The 23,001-nt window shown below is 44.1% G+C and carries 22 protein-coding genes and 11 tRNA genes; 20 read left to right on the top strand and 13 right to left on the bottom strand.

The window, feature by feature from the left end:
• Positions 1–171: 171 nt before the first annotated feature.
• The 12 genes from rlmM to hemA all read right to left on the bottom strand — a co-directional run bounded on the left by rlmM (position 172) and on the right by hemA (position 11,512).
• On the bottom strand, positions 172–1,257 hold the full coding sequence (gene rlmM / locus AC5FX4_RS07075; protein WP_493605750.1) for a 23S rRNA (cytidine(2498)-2'-O)-methyltransferase RlmM: 1,086 nt from the start codon (positions 1,255–1,257) through the stop codon (positions 172–174).
• Positions 1,258–1,269: 12 nt separating this feature from the next.
• The gene (locus AC5FX4_RS07070) at positions 1,270–1,638 is read right to left on the bottom strand and encodes a DUF423 domain-containing protein (RefSeq protein WP_493605749.1); all 369 of its coding nucleotides are present in this window, start codon (positions 1,636–1,638) and stop codon (positions 1,270–1,272) included.
• A complete protein-coding gene (locus tag AC5FX4_RS07065) occupies positions 1,631–2,260 on the bottom strand; it encodes an alpha/beta fold hydrolase (RefSeq protein WP_493605748.1) in 630 nt (209 codons plus the stop codon). The genes AC5FX4_RS07070 and AC5FX4_RS07065 overlap by 8 nt, the downstream gene beginning before the upstream one ends.
• The gene (locus AC5FX4_RS07060) at positions 2,260–3,153 is read right to left on the bottom strand and encodes a transcriptional regulator GcvA (protein ID WP_493605747.1); all 894 of its coding nucleotides are present in this window, start codon (positions 3,151–3,153) and stop codon (positions 2,260–2,262) included. The genes AC5FX4_RS07065 and AC5FX4_RS07060 overlap by 1 nt, the downstream gene beginning before the upstream one ends.
• 59 nt (positions 3,154–3,212) lie before the next feature.
• Entirely contained in the window at positions 3,213–4,067 is an 855-nt protein-coding gene (kdsA, locus tag AC5FX4_RS07055) for a 3-deoxy-8-phosphooctulonate synthase (RefSeq protein WP_493605746.1), read from the bottom strand.
• Positions 4,068–4,079: 12 nt separating this feature from the next.
• The gene (locus AC5FX4_RS07050) at positions 4,080–5,330 is read right to left on the bottom strand and encodes a DUF819 family protein (protein WP_493605745.1); all 1,251 of its coding nucleotides are present in this window, start codon (positions 5,328–5,330) and stop codon (positions 4,080–4,082) included.
• Between the two features lie 20 nt (positions 5,331–5,350).
• A complete protein-coding gene (locus tag AC5FX4_RS07045) occupies positions 5,351–6,154 on the bottom strand; it encodes a tetratricopeptide repeat protein (RefSeq protein ID WP_493605744.1) in 804 nt (267 codons plus the stop codon).
• Between the two features lie 186 nt (positions 6,155–6,340).
• The gene (locus AC5FX4_RS07040; RefSeq protein ID WP_493605743.1) at positions 6,341–6,715 is read right to left on the bottom strand and encodes a SirB2 family protein; all 375 of its coding nucleotides are present in this window, start codon (positions 6,713–6,715) and stop codon (positions 6,341–6,343) included.
• Positions 6,716–6,726: 11 nt separating this feature from the next.
• Entirely contained in the window at positions 6,727–8,271 is a 1,545-nt protein-coding gene (locus AC5FX4_RS07035; RefSeq protein WP_493605742.1) for a DUF3369 domain-containing protein, read from the bottom strand.
• A 40-nt stretch (positions 8,272–8,311) separates the two neighbouring features.
• Positions 8,312–9,160: a peptide chain release factor N(5)-glutamine methyltransferase gene (gene prmC, locus AC5FX4_RS07030; RefSeq protein ID WP_493605741.1), complete on the bottom strand. Its 849-nt coding sequence runs from the start codon at positions 9,158–9,160 to the stop codon at positions 8,312–8,314.
• Positions 9,161–9,162: 2 nt separating this feature from the next.
• The gene (gene prfA / locus AC5FX4_RS07025) at positions 9,163–10,248 is read right to left on the bottom strand and encodes a peptide chain release factor 1 (protein WP_493605740.1); all 1,086 of its coding nucleotides are present in this window, start codon (positions 10,246–10,248) and stop codon (positions 9,163–9,165) included.
• Positions 10,249–10,255: 7 nt separating this feature from the next.
• Positions 10,256–11,512, bottom strand: a complete 1,257-nt coding sequence (hemA, locus tag AC5FX4_RS07020) for a glutamyl-tRNA reductase (RefSeq protein ID WP_493605739.1) — start codon at positions 11,510–11,512, stop codon at positions 10,256–10,258.
• On the opposite strand from hemA, the gene lolB reads away from it, so the two are divergent.
• The 17 genes from lolB (at position 11,483) to AC5FX4_RS06935 (ending at position 18,426) form a co-directional block, all read left to right on the top strand.
• The gene (gene lolB, locus AC5FX4_RS07015; protein ID WP_493605738.1) at positions 11,483–12,181 is read left to right on the top strand and encodes a lipoprotein insertase outer membrane protein LolB; all 699 of its coding nucleotides are present in this window, start codon (positions 11,483–11,485) and stop codon (positions 12,179–12,181) included. The two genes, hemA and lolB, sit on opposite strands and share 30 nt — an antisense overlap.
• Position 12,182: 1 nt before the next feature.
• Complete coding sequence (ispE, locus tag AC5FX4_RS07010) at positions 12,183–13,031, top strand: 4-(cytidine 5'-diphospho)-2-C-methyl-D-erythritol kinase (RefSeq protein ID WP_493605737.1); 849 nt, start codon at positions 12,183–12,185, stop codon at positions 13,029–13,031.
• Positions 13,032–13,112: 81 nt separating this feature from the next.
• Positions 13,113–14,060 (top strand): ribose-phosphate pyrophosphokinase, encoded by a 948-nt coding sequence (locus AC5FX4_RS07005; RefSeq protein ID WP_476293212.1) that lies wholly within the window; start codon positions 13,113–13,115, stop codon positions 14,058–14,060.
• Between the two features lie 170 nt (positions 14,061–14,230).
• Positions 14,231–14,845 (top strand): 50S ribosomal protein L25/general stress protein Ctc, encoded by a 615-nt coding sequence (locus AC5FX4_RS07000; protein ID WP_493605736.1) that lies wholly within the window; start codon positions 14,231–14,233, stop codon positions 14,843–14,845.
• A 19-nt stretch (positions 14,846–14,864) separates the two neighbouring features.
• Positions 14,865–15,449: an aminoacyl-tRNA hydrolase gene (pth, locus tag AC5FX4_RS06995; protein ID WP_493605735.1), complete on the top strand. Its 585-nt coding sequence runs from the start codon at positions 14,865–14,867 to the stop codon at positions 15,447–15,449.
• A 46-nt stretch (positions 15,450–15,495) separates the two neighbouring features.
• The gene (ychF, locus tag AC5FX4_RS06990; RefSeq protein ID WP_493605734.1) at positions 15,496–16,587 is read left to right on the top strand and encodes a redox-regulated ATPase YchF; all 1,092 of its coding nucleotides are present in this window, start codon (positions 15,496–15,498) and stop codon (positions 16,585–16,587) included.
• 257 nt (positions 16,588–16,844) lie between these two features.
• Positions 16,845–16,921, top strand: a tRNA-Met gene (locus AC5FX4_RS06985).
• 46 nt (positions 16,922–16,967) lie between these two features.
• Positions 16,968–17,052: transfer RNA gene (locus AC5FX4_RS06980), tRNA-Leu, on the top strand.
• Between the two features lie 45 nt (positions 17,053–17,097).
• A tRNA-Gln gene (locus tag AC5FX4_RS06975) sits at positions 17,098–17,172 on the top strand.
• A 2-nt stretch (positions 17,173–17,174) separates the two neighbouring features.
• Positions 17,175–17,251: transfer RNA gene (locus AC5FX4_RS06970), tRNA-Met, on the top strand.
• Between the two features lie 90 nt (positions 17,252–17,341).
• Positions 17,342–17,426, top strand: a tRNA-Leu gene (locus AC5FX4_RS06965).
• A 131-nt stretch (positions 17,427–17,557) separates the two neighbouring features.
• Positions 17,558–17,632: transfer RNA gene (locus tag AC5FX4_RS06960), tRNA-Gln, on the top strand.
• A 134-nt stretch (positions 17,633–17,766) separates the two neighbouring features.
• Positions 17,767–17,851, top strand: a tRNA-Leu gene (locus AC5FX4_RS06955).
• Between the two features lie 35 nt (positions 17,852–17,886).
• Positions 17,887–17,961: transfer RNA gene (locus AC5FX4_RS06950), tRNA-Gln, on the top strand.
• Position 17,962: 1 nt separating this feature from the next.
• A tRNA-Leu gene (locus AC5FX4_RS06945) sits at positions 17,963–18,047 on the top strand.
• A 137-nt stretch (positions 18,048–18,184) separates the two neighbouring features.
• Positions 18,185–18,259 (top strand) — tRNA-Gln (locus AC5FX4_RS06940).
• An 82-nt stretch (positions 18,260–18,341) separates the two neighbouring features.
• Positions 18,342–18,426, top strand: a tRNA-Leu gene (locus AC5FX4_RS06935).
• 138 nt (positions 18,427–18,564) lie between these two features.
• Here the strand turns inward: AC5FX4_RS06935 and AC5FX4_RS06930 are convergent.
• Positions 18,565–19,722, bottom strand: a complete 1,158-nt coding sequence (locus tag AC5FX4_RS06930) for an FAD-dependent oxidoreductase (protein WP_493605733.1) — start codon at positions 19,720–19,722, stop codon at positions 18,565–18,567.
• A 240-nt stretch (positions 19,723–19,962) separates the two neighbouring features.
• On the opposite strand from AC5FX4_RS06930, the gene miaB reads away from it, so the two are divergent.
• Genes miaB through ybeY form a run of 3 tightly spaced genes read left to right on the top strand, consistent with a single transcriptional unit; the run spans position 19,963 to position 22,953 of the window.
• Positions 19,963–21,396 carry a tRNA (N6-isopentenyl adenosine(37)-C2)-methylthiotransferase MiaB gene (gene miaB / locus AC5FX4_RS06925; protein WP_493605732.1) on the top strand — a complete coding sequence of 478 codons (1,434 nt, stop codon included), beginning with the start codon at positions 19,963–19,965 and terminating at the stop codon, positions 21,394–21,396.
• Between the two features lie 52 nt (positions 21,397–21,448).
• The gene (locus tag AC5FX4_RS06920; protein ID WP_493605731.1) at positions 21,449–22,495 is read left to right on the top strand and encodes a PhoH family protein; all 1,047 of its coding nucleotides are present in this window, start codon (positions 21,449–21,451) and stop codon (positions 22,493–22,495) included.
• A complete protein-coding gene (ybeY, locus tag AC5FX4_RS06915) occupies positions 22,495–22,953 on the top strand; it encodes an rRNA maturation RNase YbeY (RefSeq protein ID WP_493605730.1) in 459 nt (152 codons plus the stop codon). Before AC5FX4_RS06920 ends, ybeY begins: the two co-directional genes overlap by 1 nt.
• Positions 22,954–23,001: the final 48 nt, after the last annotated feature.

Raw genomic sequence — 23,001 nt, 5'->3', positions numbered from 1 at the left:
CGTCTTATTTTATCTCTATTTTTAGAGAAAAATAAAAATTAGCTTTTATAACAGTAAATTAAGATACTTTCTATTTTTCTATTTCAATGCCATCGCTGCTAAAACAGCTTAAAAATGACTGAGGCAACAGCACAGCCGCTGACAATAACTCAGTGACTGTGGCTTTCTCGCTTAGCTATATAACTTTTCTGGCACTTTGTTAACCTGAATATGCACGGTCACTTCTTCGCGGTCGTGATATAAGTGTTTTGCCTGTAGCGTATAGTCAATTTCGTACTTTGCTAACTCTTCATGGATCAAGGTTAAGCATTCATAAACACTGTCAAAACGCTTTTTCATAGGTAATTTAAGGTTGAATATCAGTTCTTTAGTGAAAGCATTAACTATCCAATCAAGCATTAAGTTCGTTACCTTCAAAGGCTTTTCAACCATGTCACAGACCAACCAGTTGATGTTGCGCTTTTCAGGTAAGTACTTAAAGCCATCTTCTCGAAAATGCTTCACCTGACCGGATTCCATCAACGCATCGTTCATCGGACCATTATCAATGGCTGCCACAAACATACCACGACGAACAAGTTGATACGTCCAGCCGCCAGGACAAGCCCCTAAATCGACTGCGCGCATGCCTGGTTGCACGCGTTTCTCAACTTCGTCTTTAGGCACAAACACATTGAATGCTTCGTCTAATTTTAAAGTTGAGCGACTTGGCGCATCCGATGGCATTTTTAAACGAGGAATACCCATAAAAAATGGCGAGTTGTTATTGCTAAATGAATAGCCAACATAAGCGGTATCATTGGCTAAGAACAACACATGCAATACCGGTTTAGCTGGTTTGTGATCACGAGTGAGTTTATTTAGTTTTTCTAGACTCTTTGCCAATGGCGTAGAAAACTTCTTACAAAACTTCGACAGCTCTTTACCTTCGTTGGTATCTGGCGTTTCTACGCGTAAGTCGCCACACTGCGGGAACTCACCCACGGCAGCTTTCACTTCACTGACCCTGTCTTCAATAGGCATGTTGCTCAGTAACACACCAGCAAACCATTGCCTCGCAAATACGAGGCTTTTAAAGTCAACTTGCTTAATCAGCCGCTGTGAATCATCAGGCGAAAAACATTCAAAAGTCACAAAGCCCGTATTAGGTTTAGCTTTTACGTAACCTGCTACACCTTGCAAAGCAGCGTGATGATTGATCTCTGCAGCGGCATCATTTTCAAACCCACTACGACAATAAATTACAACACTCGACATCTGTGCTCTCTTTTAAAATGAATGCTTATAAATCTTAACGATGAGTACTACCCATGCGGCAATAAAACACATGCCACCTATCGGTGTAACCGCACCCAACCATTTGATACCCGTCACAGCGAGTAAGTATAAACTACCACTAAATAGGGCAATACCCGCTATTAGCAGCCAACCTGACAGGCTCACTTTTACACCCCATTTGAGTAAAATGGCGACTGCGATTAAAGCAAGGCCATGAGTCATCTGATATTCACTGGCGGTCTTAAAAATACCGAGCGCGTACTCATCTAAGTGCCTCTTTAGACCATGGGCTGCGAATGCCCCCAGTGCGACTGACAACATGCAAAACAGGCTTCCAGTAATTAAAAACAACTTAACCATGACTATGCTCCTGCATAAACTGTGCTGCATGTTTTGCTGCATCGAGTAAATGTTGTTGCTCGCTAAAACCGCTTTTTTTACGCGGTTTGAGTGAGTGATCACCATCGCCAAGCCAAACTAATTTCGGCGCTTTATCAAAAGTCATTTGCGTTATTTCAATTTGATTACCGAAGGTGTCTCGCTCACCTTGTAATATTAAAAAGGGGTATGAAATATCGGCAAAGTGCTCTACTCTGAGCTTATCCGGTTTACCTGGTGGGTGAAACGGATAACCCATCGCAATGACGCCGCGAATTGATATGTCACTTTCTGTGGCTAGCATCGAGGCCATTCTCCCCCCCATTGATTTACCACCAATAAACAAAGGCAGCTGAGGGTCAGCTTGTTTTAGTTGCTCAGCAAAATACGCCAATAGCTTTGGTGCTCTATCGGGTGGGCGTCGCTTATTCAGTGCTTTTGCTTGTTGCATATATTCAAAATCAAACATGCCCACTTGAATATTCAAATCATACAAATGCTTGGCCATGACTTGCATAAAGTCTGAGTCGCTACCCGCACCGGCACCATGGGCAAAAATAAATTGCGCTATCGGCTTTGTTGGTTTCAACCATTGTATTGTCATTATAATTGCTCTTGTTCTACGAGACTGAGCATCCAATCCCTAAATGATACGATTTTACCTAGCTCCGCTTGCGATTCCCTGAGCACAAGGTAATACGCATTTTTACTTTCAAGCACATGATTAAATGGAATAATAAGTCGGCCTGAATCGAGGTCAGGTTTTGCTAATACGCTATTTCCCAGCGCAACACCTTGACCATGTACTGCGGCCTGTAACACCATAGATGAGTGACTGAATATTGGCCCTGTGTTGACTTGCACATTGCGGACACCGGCTGTTTTCATCCACGCCTTCCACGCTCTCCTTGAAGTGTCGTGCAGTAGCGTGTGATGCGCCAAGTCGCTTGGTTGATCGAGTGGCTTAGGGCCATTTAGCAATAAAGGACTACATAAGGGCACAAAATACTCCGTATGGAGTTTATGGGTTTGTACACCACTCCAATGGCCTCTGCCGTAGTAAATCGCCACGTCCACGTCATCGGTCAGCGAGTTTTCGTCATGATCTTGCGCTTTAATCCGCACATCAATTTCTGGATGCAGCTCATGAAATTGACTCAAACGGGGTACCAGCCACTGAATTGCAAAACTCGGCGTTAAACTAACCGTCAACGAGCCTTTTGCGCCTCGCGCCAACAGCTTATCCGTTGCATCAATCAGCTGAGAAAATATTTCTTTTATATCAAGAAAGTAGCCTTGGCCTTCTTCCGTAAGCAACAATGAGCGGTTTTTCCGTAAAAACAGTTTTAAACCTAAATGCTCTTCTAGTATTTTAATTTGATGACTTACCGCAGCTTGAGTTACGTAGAGCTCTTCAGCGGCCTTTGTAAAGCTTAAGTGGCGTGATGCAGCTTCGAATGCTTTAAGCGCGTTGAGAGGAGGAAGTCGTCTAGACATGAAAAAGCGCCTTACAAATTACTTAAGCCCAACCCATGTTGGGCTCAATGTATTGCCTACTATAAATCTGCCGCGCTGGTATCAAGCGCAGGAAAGCTCTTAACCAATTCGTCAACCGCCTTCATTTGCTGTAAGTAACCTTCGAGCTTTGCCAGCGGCAACGCGCAAGGACCATCGCATTTCGCTTCATTAGGATTTGGGTGCGCTTCAATGAATAAACCAGCTAAACCTAAAGCCATCCCACTGCGAGCCAACTCAGCAGCTTGAGCACGACGTCCATCCGCAGAGTCAGTGCGTCCACCTGGGCGCTGAAGTGCATGAGTCGCGTCAAAGATCACAGGTGCCATGTGTTTCATATCATCCATCCCCAGCATGTCGACCACCAGGTTGTTGTAGCCAAAACTGCTGCCACGTTCACATAAAATCACTTGGTCGTTACCCGCTTCATTAAGCTTTTTAATGATGTGACGCATTTCATGCGGCGCTAAGAACTGTGGTTTTTTCACATTGATCACAGCCCCCGTTTTCGCCATTGCCACAACTAAGTCCGTTTGACGCGCTAAAAACGCAGGTAATTGAATAATATCAACGACTTCAGATACAGGCTGCGCTTGATATGGTTCATGTACATCGGTAATAAGTGGCACATTGAAGGTGTTTTTAATTTCTTCAAAAATTTTCAGACCTTCGTCCATACCGGGACCACGGTAAGAGTTGATTGACGAGCGATTCGCCTTATCAAAAGACGCCTTAAAAACGTAAGGAATATTGAGCTTGTTGGTCACTTCAACATAATGCTCGGCAATGCGCATCGCCAAATCGCGAGACTCAAGCACATTCATGCCGCCAAACAGCACAAACGGTTTATCGTTTGCGATTTCAATATTAGCTAAGCTAATTGTTTGTGTATTCATATAATTTCCAAATTAACTACCAACAATGCGCAGCAACTGGCCACACAGCCACGCCATGTATGTACCCAACGCATAGCCAAGTACCGCAAGTAATACACCCACTGGTGCAAGGGCGGGATGAAATGCCGAAGCAACCACAGGTGCCGACGCCGCCCCACCAATATTCGCTTTACTGCCCACAGCCACATAAAACACGGGGGCTTTGATCAACTTCGCGACTAAGAATAGCAAGCCTATGTGGATCAGCATCCAAATTGCACCAATAATCATATATTTCGGTGCTTCAATAATTTTAGCGATATCCATATGCAAACCAATGGTTGCAATTAGAATATATAAAAAGCTAGCACCCACTTTTGACGCACCAACCGCTTCATATTGACGAGCCTTAGTAAAAGATAAACCAAGACCAACCGTTGTGACTAACACAATGATCCAGAATAGTTTGCTATGTAATGAGAATTTTTTCAGCTCGGGATAATTTTCAACAAAAAATGGCACCAGAAGATCTGCGGAGAAATGCGCCAAACCCGTTGCACCAAATGCCAAGGCAAGCATGATCATAAAGTCTTTTAACTCTGGCTTTCGTGCATGTTGCGCTTCAAATTGCTGAACTTTATCAATTAATCGATCAATGGAACTGGTATCCGCGCCCGTTCTTGCGTCAATTTCTTTATGCCTTGCGGCTATCAATAATAACCCCGCCATCCAAAGGTTTGCGACGACGATATCGACAGTCACCATCACAGTGAAAATTTCGCCACCAGCACCGTATATTTCTTTCATGGCGAGCATATTGGCGCCGCCGCCTATCCAACTGCCCGCTAATGCCGCCATCCCACGCCACAACGCGTCAGGTCCACTCACACCGAGCAAATCAGGCATTATCGTCGCGACAATCAATAAGGCGATTGGCCCCCCTATCACAACGCCCACAGTACCGGTTAGAAACATAATGATCGCTTTTTTACCCAAACCAAGAATCGCCTTTAAATCGATACTGAGCGTCAACAGCACCAAACACGCGGGTAATAAAAAGTACTTAGCTACAGTATAAACTTGGTTATTGCTGCCATCGACAACGCCAAAGGTATTCAATAGCGATGGCAAAAAGTAGCACATAAGTAAGGCGGGAACGTATTTGTAAAACTTAGCCCAAAAACCTTGCTTTAAATTTGACGTGTAAAAAACAAATCCCAATATCATCGCCAACAAGCCTAAAATAACGGCATTGTTGGTGATTAAAGCTGACCCTTCTTGCATAGCCATCCTCGTTATTATTATTAGTGGAGTATGTTGTTGTGATCGGCCAGTTCCGCAATTTGATGTTGAATGATCTCAATCGTTGGATCATCCGGGCACTCATCAACGAAAAACTGTAAATCTTCTTTTGCCATTTTAGGGCAATTCAGTTGGTTAAGAAGGTACCCTCTATCACGGCGTTCATACGGGTCATCACCAATCAGGTCCATTAGCAATTCAACACAGCTCAAAGCATGGCTGAATTTATCGACCGCAATAAATGCCCATTTTTGCTGCGCTAGGTATAACTTAACCGCCTCATCGCCAATAACGAGCTCTAGCGGCTCTTCCTCTTTCTCACTCTCGTTTTCAGCTTGAATGAACCATGTTTGCTGACCGCTATTTGGATCAATGAGATAACTTTCACAACCACTCATTGCGACATTGACCATCACCTCGCCTTGGCTGAGCGCCATGTGCGCGTCATAACCTGCTCGTTTCAATAAATGCGTAAGAATAAGAGCCAGTGATGTTGGAGAACCACTACGCATATTCAATGTGTAACATACACTGTTTAAGGCGTGCTCTGGCACGTTTTGATCGCTGCCGCTAAATAACCATAAAGTATAAAATGCATCTAATAATACGTCTAAACGTTCATGTAAGTTGGTGTTTTTAGTGCAAATCTCATCCACTTGCAGTTCTAGCTCTGCAAGTTGGCAGTAACTGGTTTCTAATTTAGCTTGTGCATCCCAGTGTCGCTCTGCATCGATACAGCGCAACAAGGGTTCTTGAGGTATGTAATCTGTACTACCGTCTTGTTCGTTGAACCAGAGATCAGTCATATCCACCGAGTTAGTTTCTGTTTTCCATTAATCGAACAACTAGTTTACCACTTTTTGCTAAAGACCCAAACACCCTTCAAAGCAGCATTTTGGCTGTGGACTGCTTTTTTAGACTTTAGTTAGTCAATCTATTGCAAAAAACAAAAAAGCGCACATGGGTGCGCTCTTTTTTGCGTCAGGTCAAGATTACAATATAAACGCTGACTTGGACCCGGCTAAATAGCCAATCCCCAGGAGAGTAACTGTACCCAGTCCTAAGGTAATTGCTTTTAGCTGACGCGACGTCGCTTTGGCCCCTATAATGCCAAGTGCAATGTAAGCGATCACAAGCACTATTTTTTCAAGTAACCAAGGCTGACCAAGCGGGTTGATACTGCCAACAATGAGTAACGCTGCAGCAGAAATAAGCAATAACGCATCAACACTGTGACCAACAATAAACACGCCTTTGTTCGATGCCAATTTCCCCGTAGCTAGACGAGAGATTGCGCGAGTATAAAATAACAAAATACTAAGTACTACAAACAGCAAATGTGTATGCTTTAAAGCTAAATAATCCATAATTTTTCTTCTTAATGATCCGGGAAGCGCGCCAATATCGCCTCTATATCTTCTATATGTTCATTTAAAATATCAACCAGTTCTGGGTCAAAGTGCTTGCCCTTTTGGTTGTTTATTTCAGCCAGTGCTTGTTCTTTGGTCCATGGTGCTTTGTAACAACGTTGATGGCGTAGTGCATCATAAACATCTGCCAACGCGACGATACGTCCAAACACATGAATATTTTCACCTTTTTTCCCTTCGGGGTAACCCGTACCATCCCATTTTTCATGGTGTTCTTTGGCAATAATAGCCCCAGCGTTGACAATCTCTCGACGAGAATCTTTTAAGATTTTGTAACCCTTGAGTGTATGGGATTTCATCACATTCCACTCATCGTCATTTAACTTGCCGGGTTTATTTAAAATCGCGTCAGGAATCCCCACTTTACCCACATCATGTAATGGTGATGCCATACGGAGTAGTTCTACATCATGATGGCTCAAGCCTTTCTTCGCACCAAATAGCTCACACATATACGCAACGCGCTTGACGTGATTGCCTGTTTCAGTTGAGCGTTGCTCTAGCGCTTCACTGAGTCGGTACACAAGTTCTTGTTGAGTGCTTTCAATCTCGGCTTGAAGCTGGACATTTTCGTATGCCAGTTGCACGTTTTGCGAGAAAATTTTGATCAGGTGCTTTTGCGTATCACTGAGAGACTCTGGTATCCCAGATACAAATAGCATGGAGCTATGATTATATTCGCTCGAGCAGTAGGCAAACAGGTAGTTGTTTTTATAAACAATGCCTTTGTCATGTAGCGCTTGGTTACACGCCTCAAGTTGTTCAGGCGTCAGAACTTCAGTGATGGGCTTACCTTCACAGCGCTCAAACTCGCCACGACCGGTAAACACAACCAATTGCTCATGTTTTTGATTACACTGGTTACTCGCAACCAATGACGTCGCGTACATGGCCTCATCAACGGTACCAAGTAATGACGTAAGTTGCTGCATCACCCCTTGAATAAAGTGCTCGATGGAGTGCGTCGAAAAGATATCGCGAGACGCGCAAATAATTTTCTCAAGTCCCTGACGAGATTGCTCAATGGCGAGAATATCGCGGTAAGAGCGTAAACTCGACATCACCACAGTAAATAGCTTTTGCGCCGTTAGCTCGGTTTTAGATTTGTAGTCGTTAATATCATAGTTAACGATGACTTGACGCTCAGGCGCTTGTCCTGGCTGGCCGGTTCGTAGAATAATTCGGATATGGCCGTTCTTTGCTTCTTCACGAATGAACTTGGCGACTTGTAAACCCGCATCGTCCGTTTCCATTACCACATCAAGCAGTACAATTGCAGCATCTGGATGTTCGTTAATCACTTTGCGCGCTTCTTCGCCCGAATACGCACTTAAAAACTCCAAACGCTTCTTTTGGAATTCAAAGTCACTCAGTGCAAGTTTGGTAACCGCATGAACCTCCGGCTCATCATCAACAATGATTACCTTCCACTTGCCACCTTGCTCAGGTTCAACAACTTCATTGGGTTCATCAGAAAACAAAAAATCATCCATAGAGGGATCCTTCAACTACTTGCCAACTTAAGGTTAAGCGCTATTCACCCTGCCATTGTGCTAAGGTGACTCTATCACAGCCTGCCATATCTTTAATGGTAAGTATATTGTTATACGCCATTTGTGCAAAATACTGCTGTAATTTAGTAGCTTGCCTGAAACCGTGTTCAATCAGTAAATACCCCCCCGGATTTAGGTGTGCTCTACCTTCACAAATAATCGTTTTAATGTCTGCCATACCATCGTCAGCGGCCACCAAAGCACTGAGCGGTTCGAAACGCACATCTCCTTGGGTTAAATGGTGATCATCCTCTTCTATGTACGGCGGGTTGCTCACGATCAGATCAAACTTGTTACCTTGTACCGCTTGATACCAGTTACTTTGTGCAATACTCACATTGTTAAAACCCAGCTTCAACTGGTTCCGTTTTGCCAGCAAAACGGCTTGCTCGGAAAAATCGACGGCGGTAATTTGCCATGCTGGCATTTCTGATGCTAGGGCAAGTGCAATGGCACCTGTACCCGTTCCTAAATCAAGCACGCTAGCATGACTTGGTAATGACAAGCCCAAAGCATATTCCACTAAGGTTTCAGTGTCTGGTCTTGGAATTAAGGTACTTGGATTAACCTCTAAGGGTAAACTCCAAAACTCACGTTCACCCACAATGTGTGCAACAGGTTCACCCGTATGGCGCCTTTGTACAAGCTCATTGAATTGATTACATTGGGCTTTTGTCAATTCGGCATCGGGCCATGCAAATAAATAGCTTTTAGGTTTGTCGATGACGTGAAGGAGAATAACTTCGCTATCAAGTTTTGCGGTGTCGGAAGTGTCTTTAAGAAGTTGAGTAGCCCAAGCGATCGCTTGGGCAACGGTTTGTGTGGTCACAATTATTCTTCACCCATAGCCGCAAGCAAATCAGCTTGATGCTCTAGTAACAGAGGGTCAATAATCGCGTTTAAATCCCCAGCCACAATTTCGTTTAAACGATATAACGTCAAATTGATACGGTGATCGGTAATACGACCTTGAGGGTAGTTGTAAGTACGAATACGCTCCGAACGGTCACCACTGCCCACTAAGTTTCGACGCTCTGACGCTTCTGCCGCTTGACGTTTTTCATCTTCTGCTTGCTGTAAACGCGCACCTAATACCGATAGCGCCTTGGCTCGGTTTTTATGCTGTGAACGTTCATCCTGACACTCTACAACCACACCAGTTGGCAAGTGTGTGATACGAATTGCTGAGTCAGTTTTGTTAACGTGCTGTCCACCGGCACCTGACGCACGGAAAGTATCAATTTTTAAATCAGCCGGGTTTATTTGAATGGCTTCGGCTTCTGGGATTTCTGCCATCACCGCTACCGTACATGCAGATGTATGCACACGGCCTTGAGACTCAGTTTCTGGCACTCGTTGTACACGATGCGCACCCGACTCAAACTTTAATCTGCCATAAACTCCATCACCACTGATGTTTGCGATGATCTCTTTATAACCACCATGCTCGCCTTCATTGGCACTGACCACTTCCACTTTCCATTTCTGCGTTTCAGCATAACGGCTGTACATACGGAACAAGTCACCAGCGAAAATAGCCGCTTCATCACCACCTGTACCCGCTCGCACTTCAAGGAATACGTTGTTGTCGTCTTTGGGGTCTTTTGGCAACATCAATACTTGTAAGTCATCTTCAAGCTGGACGATCGCTGCTTTAGCTTCTTTATACTCTTCTTGCGCCATTTCACGCATATCAGGATCGGAGTCTTTCAGCATTTCTTCTGCTGTCGCAACATCTTCTTGTGCTTGTTGGTATGCCGCAAACGCTTTTACCACATCCTCTAATTCTGAGTACTCTTTTGACAATGCGCGAAAGCGGTTTTGATCCCCAATCACTTGTGGATCACTTAGCATCGCCTGAACTTCTTCATAACGCTCAGCCAATGTTTCTAACTTTCGATATACCGACTCTTTCATTAACGTATTATTCCTGCTCAATTCCTAATGTTTGTTTGAGTTGTGCCAGTTGCTCAACATCCCCTGCTTTCGCGGCCTCTTGAATTGCGCGAGTGGGAGCATGTGTTAAACGATTGGTTAATTTATTGGCCAACTCTAGCAATACCTTGTCTGAAGGTTTGCCTGACTCCAGTTGGCTGAGTGCTTTTTCAACCAACTCTGCTTTAATTTGCTGCGCGCTATCTCGATATTGTCTGATCACATCAACCGATTTAAGTGAACGTTGCCACTGCGCAAATTCTCTCGTTTTCTCTTCGATTATAGCTTGCGCCTGTCGTGCTGCCTGCTCACGAGAGGCCATATTCTCGCTGACTATCGCTTGTAAGTCATCAACAGAATACAAATAGGCGGCGTCTAAATCCCCCACTTGGCTTTCAATGTCGCGCGGCACTGCGATATCGATAAACAGCATGGGCTTGTGACGACGTTGTTTTAGCGCCTGCTCCACCACCCCTTTACCAATGATGGGCAACGTACTGGCAGTGGAAGAAATAACAATGTCTGATTTATGTAACTCTTCGGGTAACTGCGCAAGTGAAATCACGTTGCCTTTTATTTCGGAAGCTAACCCTTGCGCACGCTCAATGGTGCGGTTCGCAACCGTAATTGATTTTGGGTGATGTTGAAACAAGTGTTTAGCAACCAGTTCTATAGTTTCACCAGCGCCAATTAACAACACTCGTGTTTTGTCTAATTGACCATAAATGTGCTTTGCGAGATTCACCGCGGCATAAGCCACAGATACCGCGCTAGCACCGATATCCGTTTCAGTACGCACTTGTTTGGCGACAGAAAATGTCTTTTGGAACAAACGTTCAAAAGTCGGTTTAATGCCGTTGTGGTGCTTAGCAGTATTATATGCCTGTTTGATCTGCCCTAATATTTGCGGTTCACCCAACACCAGTGAATCAAGGCCACACGCCACGCGCATGAGATGATTAACGGCATCTTGATTATGATGAACATACACATTGTCGCTAAGCTGAGCTTCTTCAATTCGATGAAAGTCAGCTAACCACGCGAGAAGCGCTTGGGAATTCTCGCTCTCAAGGCTACAATAGATTTCGGTACGGTTACAGGTAGACACGATAACAGACTCTTTAAATTGGCTAAGATGCGCCAATTGAGTCAGTGCCTCAGAGAGTTGCTCAGGTGAAAAGGCGACTTTTTCGCGTAGTTCTACCGATGCCGTTTTATGATTTATACCAAGTGCTATGATGGTCATAGATGCCTAGAATTGCCCGAGCCCTGTTTTAAAGCTCGCAATTTTACCAAAAATCAATCGAATATGGAAAGTAAGGAACATCAATTGAAACGATTTCATTTGATTTTGCTCATATTTTTTTTATTTCTTAATGGATGTGCGCAAAAAATCTCCCAACCAACATCGCAAAATGACGATTGGAGATCTCAGCTTAAAGCTCAAACGAGTTGGCAGGCAAGTGGAAAACTCGCATTTATGAGCGACAAAGATCGTCAATCTGCCAACTTTAATTGGCACTTTAGTGACAACAAACAAAAATTGGTGCTCACCAGCTTTATTGGCACACGTATTTTATCGCTCACCGAGCAAGATCAATACAGTGAATTAGAGTACGATGGCAAAACCTATATAGATAATAATAGCCAACAACTCGTGAAGCGACTCAGTGGTTTAGACCTGCCCGTTTCACAAGCACCTCTGTGGTTAACCGGTATCGCGGATAACGACAGTAATCAATACGATGCTTTGGGTCGCCTCACATCGGGCACGTGGACCGACAGCACAGGCCAACAGTGGCAAGCAAAATATCAGCAATTTGAACAGGTAAATGGCATGTGGTTGCCAACCCGTATGGACCTAAGACACGATTCATTACGTTTAAAAATTCAGCTCAATTCATGGCAGTTTTAATATGACTTCACTCTCTTTAATGGCCCCCGCCAAACTCAACTTATTTTTGCATATCAATGGCCAACGAGAGGATGGCTACCATGAGTTAGAAACCTTGTTTACGTTTTTAGATTATGGTGACGAGCTTACGTTTACCTTAAGTGATACTGATGGCGTGCGCATTCACGACACCCAATCAGCTATCCCACTTGAAGAGAATCTTATTTATAAAGCAGCCATGGCACTGATGCCTTATCGGCACTCAACACAGGGATTAGACATCAATCTTACTAAAAAATTGCCGATGGGCGGTGGCGTGGGTGGCGGTTCTTCCGATGCCGCGACCACATTGTTGGCAATTAATCAATTATGGCAATGTAATTTGAGTCTCGAAAAACTGGCTGAATTAGGGCTGAAACTGGGCGCGGATGTGCCGGTTTTTGTGAATGGCAAAACGGCTTTGGCACAGGGTGTGGGTGAACAGTTAACGCCCTATACCCTAGAGCAACGCTGGTTTTGCGTAGTTTTCCCTAATGTACATGTGAGTACGGCTCAAGTATTCACACACCCTGAATTAGTCAGAAATACCGCTAAGCTTTCTGACCCGTGGCAACTGTCGCAAACTCGAAATGATTGTGAGGCTTTAGTTAAAAAGCTTTACCCCGAGGTTGAAAAGACCCTAGGGTGGTTGCTAAAATATGGGCCGTCTCGTATGACGGGAACCGGAGCGTGTTGCTTTGTTGAATTAAATTCAGCGGATGCGGCACAGCGTGTGCTCAGTTCATTACCGTCATGCTGGCAAGGGTTTATAGCCCCAAGTACCAATATCTCACCTGCCCATATGCAGCTTGATAGTTGGCTTAAAATGTAGAAGTAAATTTGTTTAAGTTAGCCTGTTTTGACCCTGTCATTGCATGTTAGTCCAAAAATTCAGTGCCTGAGGAACCCTACCGTGCCTGACATGAAGCTCTTCGCTGGTAACGCAACACCTGAGTTAGCTCAAAAAGTTGCAAAACGTTTATTCATTGAGTTAGGTGATGCTGTTGTTGGCCGTTTTAGTGACGGCGAGATCAGCGTTCAAATCAACGAAAACGTACGCGGATCGGATGTTTTCATTATCCAGTCAACTTGTGCCCCTACGAACGATAACCTAATGGAACTTATCGTTATGGTCGACGCGCTACGTCGCGCCTCTGCGGGTCGTATTACTGCTGTTATTCCATATTTTGGTTATGCTCGTCAAGACCGTCGTGTACGTTCTGCGCGTGTACCAATTACAGCTAAGGTTGTTGCTGACTTCCTATCTAGCGTAGGTGTTGACCGTGTACTAACGGTTGATCTTCACGCAGAACAAATCCAAGGATTCTTTGACGTTCCAGTAGATAACGTATTTGGTAGCCCTGTGTTACTAGACGATATGAAAGAGCGTGAATTTGAAGATGTGGTAGTGGTATCACCAGATATCGGTGGTGTGGTACGTGCACGCGCTATCGCAAAGCTACTAAACGACACTGATCTTGCGATTATTGACAAACGCCGCCCACAAGCGAACGTGTCGCAAGTTATGCACATTATTGGTGATGTAGCTGGTCGTGACTGTATCATCGTTGACGATATGATTGATACGGGTGGCACCTTATGTAAAGCCGCAGAAGCGCTTAAAGAACACGGTGCTAAGCGTGTATTTGCCTATGCAACTCACCCAGTTCTTTCTGGTGCAGCAGCTGAAAATCTGCGTAATTCTGTAATTGATGAAGTCATTGTCACTGACTCAATTCCACTTACTGATGAGCTACGTACGCTTGATAACATCAAAGTGTTGACTCTGGCAGACATGCTTGCTGAAACGATCCGTCGTATTAGTAATGAAGAATCCATTTCGGCAATGTTCCAGCACTAATCAGTTGATGTAAATAAGCATCAGCTAAGCAAAAAGCACCTACGGGTGCTTTTTTTGTACTTCTATGTTTTATTTATCAACTAGCAATGGTATAGTGGCGCGCCTTTTTAGGTAGGGTGTTTGGTCGCGAGCACCCTCAACATTAAACTTAAAATATTTTTGGAGACATTATGTCTAACGAATTATACACATTGAATGCCGAAGTACGTGCTGATTTAGGTACTGGTGCGAGCCGCCGCCTACGCCGTGAAGAAAAGGTTCCAGCGATCCTATACGGTGCAGACAAAGAAGCTTTAGCGCTAACTCTTGACCACAACAAAGTAATCAAAGCACAAGAAGATGAAGGTTTCTACAGCCACATCCTTACGCTAAACATTGCTGGTGAGTCTGTTGAAGCTATCCTTAAAGACATTCAACGTCACCCATACAAGCCTAAGATAACTCACTTAGACTTCCAACGTGTTGACGCTAACCACAAAATCCACACTAAAGTGCCTGTACACTTCTTAAACGAAGAAAAAGCAACTAAAGGTGGTAACACTATCGCTCACCACGTTACTGAAATCGACGTAACTTGTTTACCAGCGTCTCTTCCTGAGTTCATCGAAGTAGACGTAGCTGCTCTAGAAGTTGGTGCAACTGTACACCTTTCTGACATCAAACTTCCAGCGGGTGTTGCTTCAGTTGAACTTGCTAAAGGTGAAGGTCACGACCAAGCGGTTGTTACTTTAAATGCACCTAAAGGCGCTGCATCTGAAGAAGCAACTGAAGAAGCTGCAGAATAATTATTAAGGTGTCAGCACCTTGAATAATATTCAAATGCTTGTGGGCCTGGCTAATCCAGGCCCCGAATATCAAAACACACGTCACAATGCTGGTGAATGGTTCATTCTCGAACTCGCCAAACGCTACAACTGCCAACTAAAACCAGACGCTAAACATCACGGTCTTACAGGAAAAGTACTTATCAATAATCAAGAGTTTAAACTTTTGATCCCAACCACCTATATGAATTTGAGTGGTAAAGCGGTAAGTAGTCTCGCTAATTTTTATAAAATTCCCGTGGAAAATATCCTAGTCGCCCATGACGAAATGGATTTAGAGCCTGGTATCGCCAAACTGAAAAAAGGTGGTGGTCATGGTGGTCATAATGGCCTCAAAGACATTATTGCGAAAATGGCCAACAGTAAAGAATTCATGCGTTTGCGAATTGGCATTGGTCACCCTGGACACAAAGATAAAGTGACAGGTTGGGTGCTTGGCAAAGCGCCAAAAGAAGACCAAGAGAAGATTGACGCTGCGGTTGATGAAGCCGTACGTTGCATGGAAATTTTAGCAAAAGACGGTGTGTTAAAAGCACAAAACAGACTACATTCATTTAAGCCGTGATTTAAAGTATATTGCGTTTATCTGAGTCAAATTAGGGTTCAAAACTATGGGTTTTAAATGTGGCATTGTTGGTTTACCAAATGTTGGTAAATCTACCCTTTTCAATGCGTTAACTAAAGCGGGTATCGAAGCCGCCAACTTTCCATTTTGTACTATCGAGCCAAATACGGGTGTAGTGCCGGTTCCTGACAGTCGCCTAAATCAATTAGCCGAAATCGTGAACCCACAACGTATTTTGCCAACAACCATGGAATTTGTTGACATTGCAGGTTTAGTAAAAGGTGCATCTAAAGGTGAAGGCCTTGGTAACCAGTTTCTAGCTAACATTCGTGAAACAGATGCTATTGGACACGTAGTTCGTTGTTTTGAAAACGAAAATATCGTTCATGTTGCAGGTACCATTGACCCTGCCGATGATATTGACGTGATCAACACCGAGCTTGTGCTAGCAGATATGGATGCAGCCGATCGCGCGATTCAGCGCAATGCTAAAAAAGCCAAAGGCGGTGACAAAGACGCTAAATTCCAAAATGTTGTACTTGAAAAAGTGAAAGCCCACTTAGATGAAGGTTTGACACTGCGTTCATTACAGCTAGAAAAAGAAGAAAAAGAAGCAATTAAGCCTCTAAACTTCTTAACTATTAAGCCAACCATGTACATTGCAAACGTCAACGAAGACGGTTTTGAAAATAACCCTCACCTAGATAAAGTACGTGAAATCGCAGCGGCTGAAGATGCCGTTGTGATCCCTGTATGCGCAGCGATTGAAGCTGAGTTATCTGAGCTTGAAGACGAAGATAAGCTTGAGTTTATGGAAGATCTTGGTTTAGAAGAACCAGGATTGAACTTAGTGATCCGTGGTGGTTACGAGCTACTAAAACTGCAAACTTACTTTACAGCAGGCGTAAAAGAAGTACGCGCTTGGACTATTCCTGTTGGCGCAACTGCACCACAAGCTGCTGGTAAGATCCACACCGACTTTGAACGTGGTTTTATTCGTGCACAAACCATCGCATTTGATGATTACATTCAATATCGCGGTGAAAGCGGTGCAAAAGATGCGGGTAAATTCCGCCAAGAAGGTAAAGATTACATCGTAAAAGATGGCGACGTATTGAACTTCTTATTTAATGTGTAACTCATATTAAATTGCAAAAGGGCCTATGTTGGCCCTTTTTTGTTTCTATCGCTCAATGAAATCTAACGGCAAATCAGAATTCATTTTACTGAATCGGTCAAAATAGCAGCGAGCAATGACATTATCATGACCAATTCGGCTATTTAATCTGCAAACAGACACACTTCGGCAGTTTTTTGCAAAAAAGGTGTTGACGACTTTGGGGCATATCAGCATAATACGCCCCGCATCAGCGATGATGAGAAATAAAAAAAGATGGCTATGTAGCTCAGCTGGTTAGAGCACATCACTCATAATGATGGGGTCCCCTGTTCAAATCAGGGCATAGCCACCATGTTTTTTATTGCTACCAAACTCATCAATTTTAGCTGGTCAACCTTGCGGGGGTGGCGGAATTGGTAGACGCGCTGGATTTAGGTTCCAGTATCTTCGGGTGTGAGAGTTCAAGTCTCTCCCTCCGCACCAACTTCTCGATAAGAAGTAAAATAATCAACGCTAAGTAAACGTTGTTGGAGTATCGCCAAGCGGTAAGGCAGCGGGTTTTGATCCCGCCATTCCCAGGTTCAAATCCTGGTACTCCAGCCATCGGCTATGTAGCTCAGCTGGTTAGAGCACATCACTCATAATGATGGGGTCCCCTGTTCAAATCAGGGCATAGCCACCATTTACTTACCTCCTGTGCGGAGTAGAGGAATTGGCCAGATGTTGAATTAGACGCTGGATTTAGGTTCCCCTAGAAAACACAACCTCCTGTGCGGGGGTGGCGGAATTGGTAGACGCGCTGGATTTAGGTTCCAGTATCTTCGGGTGTGAGAGTTCAAGTCTCTCCCTCCGCACCATCTCTTAAAGATGTAAAAAATTAAGAATTAATCGTTGGGTATCGTCTCGCTACGAAGTAGAAGCGGTAAGGAATAAACTTGTTTATTCCCAGATTCAAGTCTCTGACCTAACAATGATTTGAGTTAATCGTTGGAGTATCGCCAAGCGGTAAGGCAGCGGGTTTTGATCCCGCCATTCCCAGGTTCAAATCCTGGTACTCCAGCCACTCTTTCTACCAATAAGAGTGGAAGATTAAAATTAGGATTTATTTAAAATCCCTCTGTGCGGGGGTGGCGGAATTGGCCAGATGTTGATTAGACGCTGGATTTAGATTCTTCTAAAATATGCACAACCTCCTGTGCGGGGGTGGCGGAATTGGTAGACGCGCTGGATTTAGGTTCCAGTATCTTCGGGTGTGAGAGTTCAAGTCTCTCCCTCCGCACCATCTTTTGAAAGATGTAAAACTATCTTCTCTTTAGTTGGAGTATCGCCAAGCGGTAAGGCAGCGGGTTTTGATCCCGCCATTCCCAGGTTCAAATCCTGGTACTCCAGCCATGCGGGGGTGGCGGAATTGGTAGACGCGCTGGATTTAGGTTCCAGTATCTTCGGGTGTGAGAGTTCAAGTCTCTCCCTCCGCACCATCTTTTAAAGATGAAAATTAAAGATTTGAATAATCGACTGTTGGGTATTGCCTCGCTGTGAAACAGAAGCGGTAATAAAGAACAAAGTTCTTTCCCACGATTTTTATTTCTTGCTAAAGATTTGAATAATCGACTGTTGGAGTATCGCCAAGCGGTAAGGCAGCGGGTTTTGATCCCGCCATTCCCAGGTTCAAATCCTGGTACTCCAGCCACTTTATCTACCAATTAAAGTGGAAAGTCGAAATCTGAGTAGTTATTCACTACTCAATTATGCTTACGAGCATATCCTGTGATGCGGGGGTGGCGGAATTGGTAGACGCGCTGGATTTAGGTTCCAGTATCTTCGGGTGTGAGAGTTCAAGTCTCTCCCTCCGCACCATAACTTCAAAAGTACATTTCCTTGTAATACTTCTTATATTTAATCATTCCCTATTTATTTTTTCTACATGTTAACCATTCCATTTTTTACTCATAAAAAAACGGACCTAAGCCCGTTATATTCGTACTTAACTGTACCTTACCAGCCTAAAGCATGTTCCAATACTTTACGTTTGATAGGGCCTGCATTATTTGCCACTTTTAAAATGCCATTTCGTATAAGCTTAAGTGGGGTTATTTCATTTGAGAACCCAAAATAACACGCATCCATCATACTCATCATGGCTAAGTTATCTGATCTGCGCTTACGCTCATAACCCTTCAGCGCTTTGCTGTCACCCAAATCATCTAGGCCCTGTAAACACTCTGCCAACGCTGCAACATCTTTAAAACCAAGGTTGACGCCCTGCCCTGCTAATGGATTAATGGTATGCGCCGCATCGCCAATTAACACTAAGCGCCCTTGGCTGTACTGGTTGGCATGCTGCCGTGCAAGTGGAAATAGCGCTTTTTGTTCTACGCTGAAGTCACCAGGAAGCTCAAAAAAATGCTCTAGTATTTGCTCTTTTAACTGTTCATTTGACAAGCTCACAAACTTGGCAAGGTCTTCAGCATTTTGGTACCAAATTAAATTCGCATAGGGTGCTTGCATAGGCAAAAATGCGATAGGGCCAGATGGCTTAAATTGCTGCCAAGTTTTGTATTGCTGCGGGGCATCGAGTTTGATCAATATCCCCATGCATGCCTGCTGATATTGCCAACCCGTGACACCAATCCCCGCTAGCTGACGTACTTGTGAACGACCGCCGTCGGCCGCAATCAGCAAATCTGCTTGATAGCTTTTCTGTTCGTATCGCAGTGTAATTGAATCCAAGTTTTGCTCAACCGCAATGGGCGTTGAATGTACCGCCTCAACTTCTACTCCATGCTCGGCAAACTGGGCCCATAAACTAGCTTGGATCAGCTTATTTTCGACTAAATGTCCTAAATGAGTTTGTGAGACCTCTGCTCGATCAAACAGTAATGCATTGTTTGCTTGTTCAAACGCTTCGAGTTGGTGGTAAGGTGCGACACGACTTTGACGAAGCAGTGACATAGCGCCCAATTCATCTAACAGGCTTTCTGAAAAGCGATTAATCGCTGAAATTCGAATATCAACTTGCTCACTCGCGAGTATTTCTTGAGGGTCAATCAGGTGTTGCTCAAGCACTGTTACCCGTGCCCCTTGTTTAGCGAGTTTCAACGCAGCTGCAGCACCAACCATGCCACCGCCAACAACCACTACCTTGTTTTTCATATTGTTTGCCCTATCAATTTGGAACCCAGATATTGTATCGCAACTTTAGCATGCTTGTCCGTTTGTAATCGGTGCAATACGCTTCACCTTGATCCACCTTTTTAAAGTTAAAATCTATACTTGGCTAGTGACCTTAGGTCATATAAAATACGCGTCCTTTAAGCTTTGCAATTGCATAGCGAACTTACAATTGCGCGACGTTGTGCATTAAAACCGAATTGAAAACGAGGCAATATTTCAATGAGTAAAAAGTTGCATATTAAAACCTGGGGTTGTCAGATGAACGAGTACGACTCTCAGAAAATGGCTGACCTACTAGATGCCACAAACGGCTATCAACTAACAGAAGAAGCCGAGCAAGCCGATGTTATCTTACTCAACACTTGTTCAATTCGTGAAAAGGCACAAGAGAAAGTATTCCACCAACTAGGTCGTTGGAAGCTACTCAAAGATGACAACCCAGACTTAGTGATTGGTGTGGGTGGCTGTGTGGCATCACAAGAAGGTGACACTATTCGCCAGCGCGCGCCATTTGTAGACATTGTGTTTGGCCCGCAAACACTGCACCGTCTACCTGAGATGATCAAGCAAGTACAAAGCAAGCAAGGCGCCGTGGTTGATATTTCATTTCCAGAAATTGAAAAGTTTGATCGCCTTCCTGAGCCTAAAGCGGAAGGTCCTTCTGCGTTTGTGTCAATCATGGAAGGCTGTTCAAAGTACTGTACTTTCTGTGTAGTCCCTTACACGCGAGGTGAAGAAGTAAGCCGTCCACTAGACGACGTACTGCTTGAAGTTGCGCAACTTGCAGAGCAAGGCGTGCGTGAAGTTAACCTACTTGGTCAAAACGTAAATGCTTACCGCGGTGAAACACACGACGGTGAAATTTGTTACTTCTCAGACTTACTACGTTATGTTGCAGCCATTGATGGTATCGACCGTATTCGTTATACCACATCGCACCCAGTAGAATTTACACCAGACATCATTGAAGCTTATGCAGAAGTACCTGAGCTAGTAGATCACCTGCATTTACCAGTACAAAGTGGTTCTGATCGTATTTTGAACCTGATGAAACGTGGTCACACCGCCATTGAGTACAAATCAACTATTCGTAAGCTACGTAAAATTCGCCCGAATTTGAGTATGTCGTCTGACTTCATTATTGGTTTCCCAGGCGAAACAACAGCAGATTTTGAAGCGACCATGAATCTAATCAACGATATTGGTTTTGACATGAGCTTTAGCTTCATCTATTCAGCACGCCCAGGAACCCCTGCTGCAGATCTACCCGATGACGTATCTGAGCAAGAGAAAAAAGAGCGCTTATACCTTTTGCAAAACCGTATCAACCAAATGGCACAAGACATCAGCCGCAAGATGTTTGATACCGAACAGCGTATCTTAGTGGAAGGCCCTTCGAAGAAAAATCCGATGGAGCTAAGAGGCCGTACCGAAAACAACCGCGTAGTTAACTTTGAAGGCCCACACTCAGTGATCGGTCAGTTTGTTGATGTACGTATTACTGAAGCTTTACCAAACTCTTTACGTGGCGAACTTATTCGTACAGAATCAGAAATGAATTTGCGTAAGGATGTTGCGCCGGCTGATATTTTAAACCGCGCACCAGCAGAACCGGAAGCTGATGAGCTAGGTGTAACCACGTTTACGCCTTAAATCAGATTGATGACGCCAGCCTATGCTGGCGTAATTATTACAGGAAGCTATTTTGAGTAGTCAGTTAAAGAACCTTGAATTTTACCTAGAACCCGCCGACAACAATCGTCTTTCATCATTGTGTGGACCTTTTGATGAAAACATAAAACAAATAGAGCGCCGCTTAGGGGTAGAAGTTGCCCATCGTGACAACTGGTTTAAAATAACGGGTCAGCCGTTACAAGCCAAAGCCGCAATGGACATAGTAAAGTCTTTATACGTTGATACTCAGCCTATTCGTGGTCAGCTTAATGAAATAGAACCTGATCACGTCCATTTGGCCATTACCGAAGCAAACGTACTTGAACAAGATGCGCCTTCGGTATGGGAACAAGAAGTTTACATCAAAACTCGCCGTGGCGTAGTCAAACCTCGTAATCCAAACCAAAGCCAATATGTCGCTAATATTCTTACCCATGATATTTGTTTTGGTGTAGGCCCCGCTGGTACAGGTAAAACTTACCTTGCTGTTGCTGCCGCGGTTGATGCGCTAGAACGTCAAGAGATCCGTCGTATTTTGTTAACCCGTCCTGCGGTTGAAGCGGGTGAAAAGCTGGGATTTCTACCAGGTGACCTCACACAAAAAATTGATCCATACTTGCGACCGCTTTACGATGCGCTATTCGAAATGTTGGGTTTTGAAAAAGTCGAACGACTGATTGAAAAGAACGTCATCGAAGTCGCACCGCTTGCCTACATGCGTGGCCGAACATTAAATGATGCGTTTATTATTTTGGATGAAAGCCAAAATACCACCACAGAGCAAATGAAAATGTTCTTAACTCGTATCGGTTTTAATTCAAAGGCAGTGATCACCGGCGATATTACTCAGGTCGACTTGCCACGCGGAGCCCGTTCAGGCCTTCGCCACGCCATTGAAGTACTAAGTGATGTAGAGGAGATCTCATTTAATTTCTTCCAGTCTCACGATGTCGTTCGTCACCCTGTGGTGGCTCGTATTGTTGAAGCATACGAGAAAAAAGAAGAAGCAGAGCGCAAAGAAAAAGCAGCAAAAGAGCAAGCGTATAAGCTGACTAAACAACAAAAAGAGCAAGAATAATGAGCATAGAATTAGACCTGCAAATTGCCTGTAACTTTGATGATTTACCATCAGAGCAGCAATTTACGCTGTGGGCTGAAAAAGCTCTGCTCCCATACAGAGAGCAAGCTGAGCTTACTATTCGCATTGCAGACGAACAAGAGAGCCAAGAGCTAAACAGTCAATACCGTGGCAAAGATAAATCTACTAATGTGTTGTCATTTCCATTTGAAGCACCACCGGGTATTGAGTTGCCACTTATCGGCGATTTAATTATTTGTCCACAGGTCGTTAAGCGCGAATCAATCGAGCAAGAAAAGCCATTTCATGAGCATTTTGCCCACATGGTGATCCATGGCTGCTTGCATTTGCTTGGCTTTGACCATATAAATGAACAAGACGCCATGGAAATGGAAAGTCTTGAAAAAGAGTTTTTAGCAGAATTGGGGATAAGTGACCCCTATCGTGATGATATTTAAAAACTTATATCACGCATTCTGTGCACAGATTTTTATATTTACGGAGTA

The sequence above is a fragment of the Pseudoalteromonas sp. ATL1 genome (genome assembly GCF_058933015.1).
This window is presented reverse-complemented; position numbering and strand designations above follow the sequence as displayed.